Raw genomic sequence first — 7,175 nt, forward strand, 5'->3', positions numbered from 1 at the left:
CGCTCGGCTCGTGAGCCGCCGCTTCCTCCGGCGACGGCTCGCCGACCCGCCGACCTGGCCGGGGTCGACACCCGACCGGGCCCGGCTCACCGGTCCGCCCGCCGCGGCCGGCACGCGACTCCTCCGGCACCCCGACCGTCGTGGTCCCGACCACCCCCTGGCCAGGGCCACGACCGCCGGACCGCGCGTCCGGGCGATACGGGGCGTCACCGCCCGCCCGGACTCCACCTCAGCGCAGCCCGTACGCTCCGATGGCCGCTCGATCGACGGCGCTGCCGGCCCCGCGGCGACCCGCCCGCGGCCGATGCTCCCCGGCGTTGCGGGGACGCCGCGCCGGCACGTCGTCGGCGAGGGAGGCTCCTACCGTAACCCGACCGACCCGACGCCCGGGTACCCCGGACCGCCGACGCGGCGTCGGCCCGACGGGCCGCCGCTGAGCGGGGCTCAGCGGCGGCTGCCGCGCCAGCCCTGCACCGGCAGGTCGAACTTGGCGACCAGCCGGTCGGTGAACGGGCGCGCCTTGAGCCGGACGATGCGCACCGGCAGCGCTCCCCGGCGCACGGTGACCCGCGCCCCCGGCGGCAGGTCGTAGACCCGGCGACCGTCGCAGCAGAGCACCGCCAGGGTGGTGAACGGGTCCACGGTGATCGCGAAGGTGGACGTCGGTGCGGTCACCAGCGGGCGGCTGAACAGCGCGTGCGCGCTGATCGGCACCAGCAGCAGGGCCTCCACCTCCGGCCAGACCACCGGTCCGCCGCCGGAGAACGCGTACGCGGTGGAGCCGGTCGGGGTCGCGCAGACCACTCCGTCGCAGCCGTACCGGGACAGCGGCCGGCCGTCCACGTCGACGAGCAGCTCCAGCATCTGGGCCCGCTCGCCCTTCTCGACGCTGATCTCGTTGAGCGCCCAGGACTCGATGGTCGGGCCGCCGTCGAACTCGGCGGTCACGTCGAGGGTGAGCCGTTCGTCCACCGTGTAGTTGCGGTCCACCACGTCGCGTACCGCGCTGTCCAGGTCGTCGATCTCCGCCTCGGCGAGAAAGCCCACCTTGCCGAGGTTGATGCCGAGCAGCGGCGCCTTCGCCGGGCGGGCCAGCTCGGCGGCGCGCAGGAACGTGCCGTCCCCGCCGAGCGCGAAGACGATCTCGGCGCCCTCGGCGGCCTCCGGCCCGGTGACCGGCACCACGCCGGGCAGGTCCAGGTCGTCGGCCTCCTCGGCCACCACCCGCACCTCGAAGCCGGCCGCGATGAGGTCGGCCGCCACCGCCCGGGCGTGCTCGGTGCTGCGTCGACGACCGGTGTGCGTCACCAGCAGAGCGGTCCGGCTCACCCGGACACCTCCTCGTTCGTGGGCGCCGACGGGAATCCCTGCGGCCCGGCGGCCACCACCGCGCGGACCCGCTCGGCGTCCGCGGCGGGCGCGTCCCGGTGTAACCATACGAAGAACTCGACGTTGCCACTCGGCCCTGGCAGCGGGCTGGCGGCGACGTCGGCCAGCCCCAGACCGAGCTGCGCCGCCGCCGCGGCCACGTCGAGGACCGCCTCCGCCCGCACCTCCGGGTCGCGGACCACCCCGCCCGCGCCGACCCGCTCCTTGCCCACCTCGAACTGCGGCTTGACCATCAGCGCGAGGTCGCCGTCGGGCCTGGTGCAGCCGGCCAGCGCCGGCAGCACCAGCCGCAGCGAGATGAACGACAGGTCGGCCACCGTGAGGTCCACCTCGCCGCCGATCGCCTCCGGGGTGAGGGTACGCACGTTGGTGCGCTCGAAGACGTGCACCCGCTCGTCGGTCCGTAGCGACCAGGCGAGCTGGCCGTACCCGACGTCGACGGCAACCACCTCGGCGGCCCCGGCGCGCAGCAGCACGTCCGTGAAGCCGCCGGTGGAGGCGCCCGCGTCCAGGCAGCGCCGGCCGGCGACGGTCAACCCGCCGGGGGCGAACGCGGCGAGCGCGCCGGCCAGCTTGTGCCCGCCGCGGGAGACGTACTCCGAGGTGGGGTCCTCGCCGGTGACCAGCAACGGGTCCGCGGGGTCGACCATCGCGGCGGGCTTGCGCGCCGGCACCCCGCGCAGCTGGACGCGGCCGGCCTCCACCAGCGCGGCGGCCTGCTCGCGGGAGCGGGCCAGGCCGCGGCGGACGAGTTCGGCATCCAGCCGGGTACGACGTGCCATGGGTGGTTGTTCTCCGGTCGGTCAGGCCTGGTCGATGCTGGCCAGGGTCTCGCGCAGCGTCTCGTACGCCGCCTCGTACTGGGCGATCTGGTCCGCCGGGGAGAGCGCCTCGGCGTTGACCATGGCTTGCACGGCGGCGTCCACCGCGGGGTGCCGGGCGTCCCCGACGTCCTCGGCGGGCGCGGCCGCCGGCCGGACTCCCGGGGGCGGGCCGGGACGAGGGCCGCCGGGCGGCGGGCCCGGACGAGGGCCGGGCGGCGGCCCGGGGCGGTACGGCGCGGTCACGACCCGGCACCGCCGGTCTGCTTGCGGCCGGCCGCCTTCTTCGCCGGGCGGACCGGCGTGGCGGGGGACTCCTTGGCCGGGGTGCGCGACACGGTCGCCGGCGGCTTCTTCGCGATCGCCTTCTTCGCCAGGGTCTTCTTCGCCACGGCCTTGCTCGGCCCGACGGAGGTCGGGGCGGTCGCGGGGCCGGTCGGCGTAGCGGAGGGCGCCGCGGCCGGGACGGCCTTCGCCTCGCGCAGCTGGCGCTCCAGCTCGTGCACCCGGCGGGTCAGCTCGGCGACCTCGTCGGCGGTGGCCAGCCCGACCGCGCCCAACGCCCGGTCGACCTCGAAGCGGACCAGCTTGGTCAGCGCCTCCCGGTTCGCCATGCCGGTGGAGACCAGCTCCTCGGCGAGGGCCTGGAGCTGGGCGGCCGTGCCGCCTTGGCCGACGACGCGCCGCACGGCGTCCTGGGCCTTCTTCCGGGGCGCCTCCGTCAGGCCCATGGCCAGCTCGAGGTAGGCGCGCCACGCGTCCTGCATGCCTGAGTCCTTCCGCGGAGCGGGGTGTGCAGGTGTCACGCTACCGGGCGCCTGGGACGCCCCATTGCGGTACGGTGCCGGGAAACAGCGTGGCGTGTGATGAGGAGATGATGTGGCCAGCGTGGACGAGTGCCGGCAGGCGTTGCAGGATCTGGCCGCCCGGCTGGACCGTCACGCCGAGACGCAGGGACGGATCGACCTGGACCGCACCCTGGCCTGCCGGGTCACCGACCTGGGCACCGCGTTCCACGGCCGCATCGAGGGCGGGCGGCTGGTCGGCCTGACCGAGGGTGACGACCCGAAGGCGAAGATCGCGCTCAGCACCAGCAGCGACGACCTGGTCGCGCTGGTGCACGGCCAGCTGGACATCACCCAGGCGGTCACCTCGCGACGGGTGTCGATCAAAGCCAACCCGCTCGACCTGTTGAAGCTCCGCAAGCTGCTCTGACTGTGCGGGTCCGGCGCCGCCGGACCGTCAGCTCGCCAAGCCGAGCGCGGCGAGGGCCTCCTCCGCCGCCGGGGACGCCGCCCGCACCCGCCCGACGGCCCCCGTCGACCAGGCCACCGCGCAGAGCGCGGCAAGGGCGTCGAGGGGGCCTCCCGCACCGTCCAGGAGCAAACCGCCGTCGGCCGCGGTCGCCGACCAGCCGCCGCCGTCCGGGGCGCCCGGCACCCGAACCACCGCCGCCGGGTCGAAGAGCCCCGCCAGGTCGAAGGAGACGTACGTCGGCCGCCGATCGGCGGGGGCGGCCAGCAGCTCGGGTACGTCGCTGACGCCGGTGAGCACCAGCAGGCTGTCCAGCCCGGCCCGGCCGGCGCCCTCGATGTCGGTGTCCAGGCGGTCGCCGACCACCAGGGTGCGCCCCTCGCCGGCCCGGCGGGCGGCGGTGGCGAACAGCGCCGGCTCCGGCTTGCCCACCACCACATCCGGATCCCGACCCAGCGCGGTGCGCAGCACCGCCACCAGCGAGCCGTTGCCCGGCAGCGGGCCGCGCGGGCTGGGCAGCGTCCGGTCGACGTTCGTCGCGTACCAGGGGGTGCCGGCCCGGACCGCCAGCGACGCCTCGGCCAGCTCGACCCAGCCGACCTGCGGCCCGTAACCCTGGGCGACCGCGGCCGGGTTGTCGTCGACCCTCGACACCGGGCGCAGGCCGACCGCGCGCAGCTCGGCGCGGAGCGCCTCCGCCCCGACCACCAGCACCGGCGCGCCGGCGGGCAGCCGGTCCCGCAGCAGCTCAGCGGTGGCCGCGGCGGAGGTGAGCACCTCCTCCGGCCGGGCCGCGACGCCCATGCCGGCCAGCAGGTCGGCCACATCGCTGGAGCGCCGCGAGGCGTTGTTCGTCGCGTACGCGACCGCCCGGCCCTCGGCATGCAGCCGGCCGACCGCCTCGACCGCGCCGGGGATCGGCCGGTCGATCAGGTAGATCACCCCGTCCAGGTCGAACACGACCAGGGTGTACCCGTCGACCAGCCGTCCCCCGGCGCTCCCGGTCACCGGCGGTCCGCCTCCGCGTCCCGCTCCGGCTCGTCGCCCTTCGCCGCGACGCGGGTGTCGTCGGCGAGCGACCGCGCCTCGGCGTCGGTCAGCTCGTCGTCGCCGAGATCCGCGGCGTCGCGGTCCCGGTAGCCGGCCGCCTCGCCGCCCCGGCCCACGCCGTCGACGTCCCGGTCGTCGCGCAGGCGCGCGTCGCCGTCCCGTTCGTCGTCGAGGTCGTCGTCCTCGAAGTCCTCGTCCTCGTCGTCGAGGTCGTCGTCCTCGTCGTCGGTGTCGAGGTCGTCGTCCCGGTCGTCGGCGTCGAGCTCGTCGGAGTCGGCGCCACCGGTCAGGTCGGCGTCCGAACGGGCCGGCACGGCCCCGGGCGCGCCCGGCCCGGCCGCGAGCTCCTCGTCCTCCTCGTCGTCGCCCTCGATGACCACGCCGTCGAGCTCCAGCAGCCGCTCGGCGGCGTCGGTCTCGCCCTCGGAGTCCACATCGGCGGCCCGGGAAAACCACTCCCGCGCCTCCTCGCGCCGGCCCACGGCGAGCAGCGCGTCCGCGAACGCGTAGCGCAGCCGCGCCGCCCACGGCTCGGACGAGTCGGTGGTCAGCTCACGCACCTGGAGCATTGCCACGGCGGCGTCCTTCTGCCCGAGGTCGCCGCGCGCCCCGGCCGCCACGATGAGCAGCTCGATCGCGACCGCCTGGTCGAGCTTGTCGCGTTCCGCCCCGCGGAACAGGTCGATGGCCCGCTCCGGGCGGCCCAGCGCCCGCTCGCAGTCCGCCAGCACCGCCAGGTGGCTCTGCAGCCCGGTCATCCGGTGATACGTCCGCAGCTCGGCGATGGCCGTCTGCCACTCCCCGGCGTGGTAGGCCGCCAGCCCGACGGCCTCCCGTACCGCAGCGATCCGCGAGGCGAGCCGGCGGGCCGCCATGGCGTGCGCCAGCGCCTCCTCCGGATCGTCGTCGATCAGCAGGCCGGTCGCGACCAGGTGCCGGGCGACGCTCTCCGCCACCGGCTTGGCCAGCGACAGCAGCTCGGCCCGGACGGTCGAGTCGAGGTCACTGGCGACCACCTCGTCCGGCAGCGCCGGCGCCGCACCCGTACGCCCCTCGGCGCGCTCGTCCTGCCGCTCGCGGTACGCGCCCTCCGGGCGGCGGTCGTCCCGGCCGGGGCCCCGACGCTCCCCGTCTCGCTCGGTACGCTCCCGGCCGCCGCGGAAGCCACCCTCACGCTCCTCACGACGGGGGCCACTGGGCCGCTCGTCACGACGGAAGCCCTCGCGGCGCTCGCCGCCACGGAAGCCGCCCTCGCGCTCGCCGCCACGGAAGCCGCCCTCGCGGCGCTCCCCGCCGCGGAAGCCGCCCTCGCGGTCGCCACCACGGAAGCCGCCCTCGCGGCGCTCCCCGCCGCGGAAGCCGCCCTCGCGCTCGCCACCACGGATGCCGCCCTCGCGGCGGTCCCCACCGCGGAAGCCCTCGCGGCGCTCGCCGCCGAAGCCACCTTCGCGGCGCTCGCCGCCGCGGAAGCCACCTTCGCGGCGCTCGCCGCCGCGGAAGCCACCTTCGCGGCGCTCGCCGCCGGCGAAGCCCTCACGACGGTCGCCGCCACGGAAGCCACCCTCGCGGCGCTCGCCGCCACGGAAGCCACCCTCGCGGTCGCCGCCACGGAAGCCACCCTCGCGGTCGCCGCCACGGAAGCCACCCTCGCGGTCGCCACCACGGAAGCCACCCTCGCGGTCGCCGCCACGGAAGCCACCTTCGCGGCGCTCGCCGCCGGCGAAGCCCTCACGACGGTCACCGCCACGGAAGCCACCCTCGCGGCGCTCGCCGCCGCGGAAGCCACCCTCGCGGTCGCCCCCACGGAAGCCACCTTCACGGCGGTCACCTCCACGGAAACCCTCGCGACGCTCGCCGCCGGCGAAGCCCTCACGACGGTCACCGCCACGGAAGCCACCCTCGCGGCGCTCCCCGCCGCGGAAGCCACCCTCGCGGTCGCCACCCTCGCGGCGCTCAGCGCCGCGGAAGCCACCCTCGCGGCGTTCACCGCCACGGAAGCCCTCGCGGCGCTCGCCGCCGGCGAAGCCCTCACGACGGTCACCGCCACGGAAGCCACCCTCGCGGCGCTCGCCGCCACGGAAGCCGCCCTCACGCTCACCACCACGGAAGCCACCCTCGCGGTCGTCGCGGCGGAAGCCACCCTCCCGACGGTCACCACCACGGAAGCCACCTTCACGGCGCTCGCCGCCCCGGAAGCCACCCTCGCGGTCGCCACCACGGACGCCGCCCTCGCGGGGGCCGCCCTCTCGCGGGCCAGAGCGGAAGCCACCCCCGCGGCGGTCGCCGCCGCGGAAGCCGCCCTCGCGGGAGCCCGACCGGAAGTCGCCCTCCCGGCGGTCACCGCCGGCGCCTCCCCGCGGGCCGCCCGAGCGGTCGTCGCGGCTGCCCCGGTACGACGAACGGTCGTCGCGGCGGGCGTCGTCGCGCCCCGGCCGGCGCTCGGCACGGTCCTCGTTACGACGGGGGCGATCTCCGCCCTGCGGTCCTGAACTCACAGGTACATCCTTCCTGATTGCGTCCCCAGGACGCTAACGCAGTCAAGGGCCGACCCTGCTGGGGCGGCCCTTGACTGGAAAGTTTGTCCGGCGGTGTCCTACTCTCCCACACCCTCCCGAGTGCAGTACCATCGGCGCTGGAGGGCTTAGCTTCCGGGTTCGGAAT

At 76.4% G+C, this 7,175-nt stretch carries 8 protein-coding genes; 2 read left to right on the forward strand and 6 right to left on the reverse strand.

Annotated elements, in window-relative coordinates; genetic code table 11:
- Positions 1 to 444: 444 nt before the first annotated feature.
- The 4 genes from ACFYOS_RS30400 to ACFYOS_RS30415 are packed head-to-tail and all read right to left on the reverse strand — an operon-like array spanning position 445 to position 2,977.
- Entirely contained in the window at positions 445 to 1,329 is an 885-nt protein-coding gene (locus tag ACFYOS_RS30400) for an NAD kinase (protein WP_387148867.1), read from the reverse strand.
- Positions 1,326 to 2,171: a TlyA family RNA methyltransferase gene (locus ACFYOS_RS30405; protein ID WP_387148869.1), complete on the reverse strand. Its 846-nt coding sequence runs from the start codon at positions 2,169 to 2,171 to the stop codon at positions 1,326 to 1,328. The genes ACFYOS_RS30400 and ACFYOS_RS30405 overlap by 4 nt, the downstream gene beginning before the upstream one ends.
- Positions 2,172 to 2,192: 21 nt before the next feature.
- Entirely contained in the window at positions 2,193 to 2,456 is a 264-nt protein-coding gene (locus ACFYOS_RS30410) for a hypothetical protein (protein WP_387148871.1), read from the reverse strand.
- Positions 2,453 to 2,977: a hypothetical protein gene (locus ACFYOS_RS30415; RefSeq protein WP_387148873.1), complete on the reverse strand. Its 525-nt coding sequence runs from the start codon at positions 2,975 to 2,977 to the stop codon at positions 2,453 to 2,455. The genes ACFYOS_RS30410 and ACFYOS_RS30415 overlap by 4 nt, the downstream gene beginning before the upstream one ends.
- Positions 2,978 to 3,089: 112 nt before the next feature.
- On the opposite strand from ACFYOS_RS30415, the gene ACFYOS_RS30420 reads away from it, so the two are divergent.
- The gene (locus ACFYOS_RS30420) at positions 3,090 to 3,425 is read left to right on the forward strand and encodes an SCP2 sterol-binding domain-containing protein (protein ID WP_387148875.1); all 336 of its coding nucleotides are present in this window, start codon (positions 3,090 to 3,092) and stop codon (positions 3,423 to 3,425) included.
- A gap of 27 nt (positions 3,426 to 3,452) precedes the next feature.
- Here the strand turns inward: ACFYOS_RS30420 and ACFYOS_RS30425 are convergent, their stop codons facing one another.
- Entirely contained in the window at positions 3,453 to 4,472 is a 1,020-nt protein-coding gene (locus tag ACFYOS_RS30425) for an HAD-IIA family hydrolase (RefSeq protein WP_387148877.1), read from the reverse strand.
- Positions 4,469 to 5,530, reverse strand: coding sequence for a Replicase polyprotein 1ab (locus tag ACFYOS_RS30430; protein WP_387148879.1), 1,062 nt, complete (start codon positions 5,528 to 5,530; stop codon positions 4,469 to 4,471). The genes ACFYOS_RS30425 and ACFYOS_RS30430 overlap by 4 nt, the downstream gene beginning before the upstream one ends.
- Between ACFYOS_RS30430 and ACFYOS_RS30435 the strand changes: the two genes are divergently transcribed.
- Entirely contained in the window at positions 5,447 to 7,003 is a 1,557-nt protein-coding gene (locus ACFYOS_RS30435; protein ID WP_387148881.1) for a hypothetical protein, read from the forward strand. The genes ACFYOS_RS30430 and ACFYOS_RS30435 overlap by 84 nt on opposite strands.
- The last annotated feature ends 172 nt before the right edge of the window (positions 7,004 to 7,175 follow it).

The sequence above is a fragment of the Micromonospora sp. NPDC005806 genome, from assembly GCF_042871425.1.
Taxonomy (GTDB): Bacteria; Actinomycetota; Actinomycetes; order Mycobacteriales; family Micromonosporaceae; genus Micromonospora.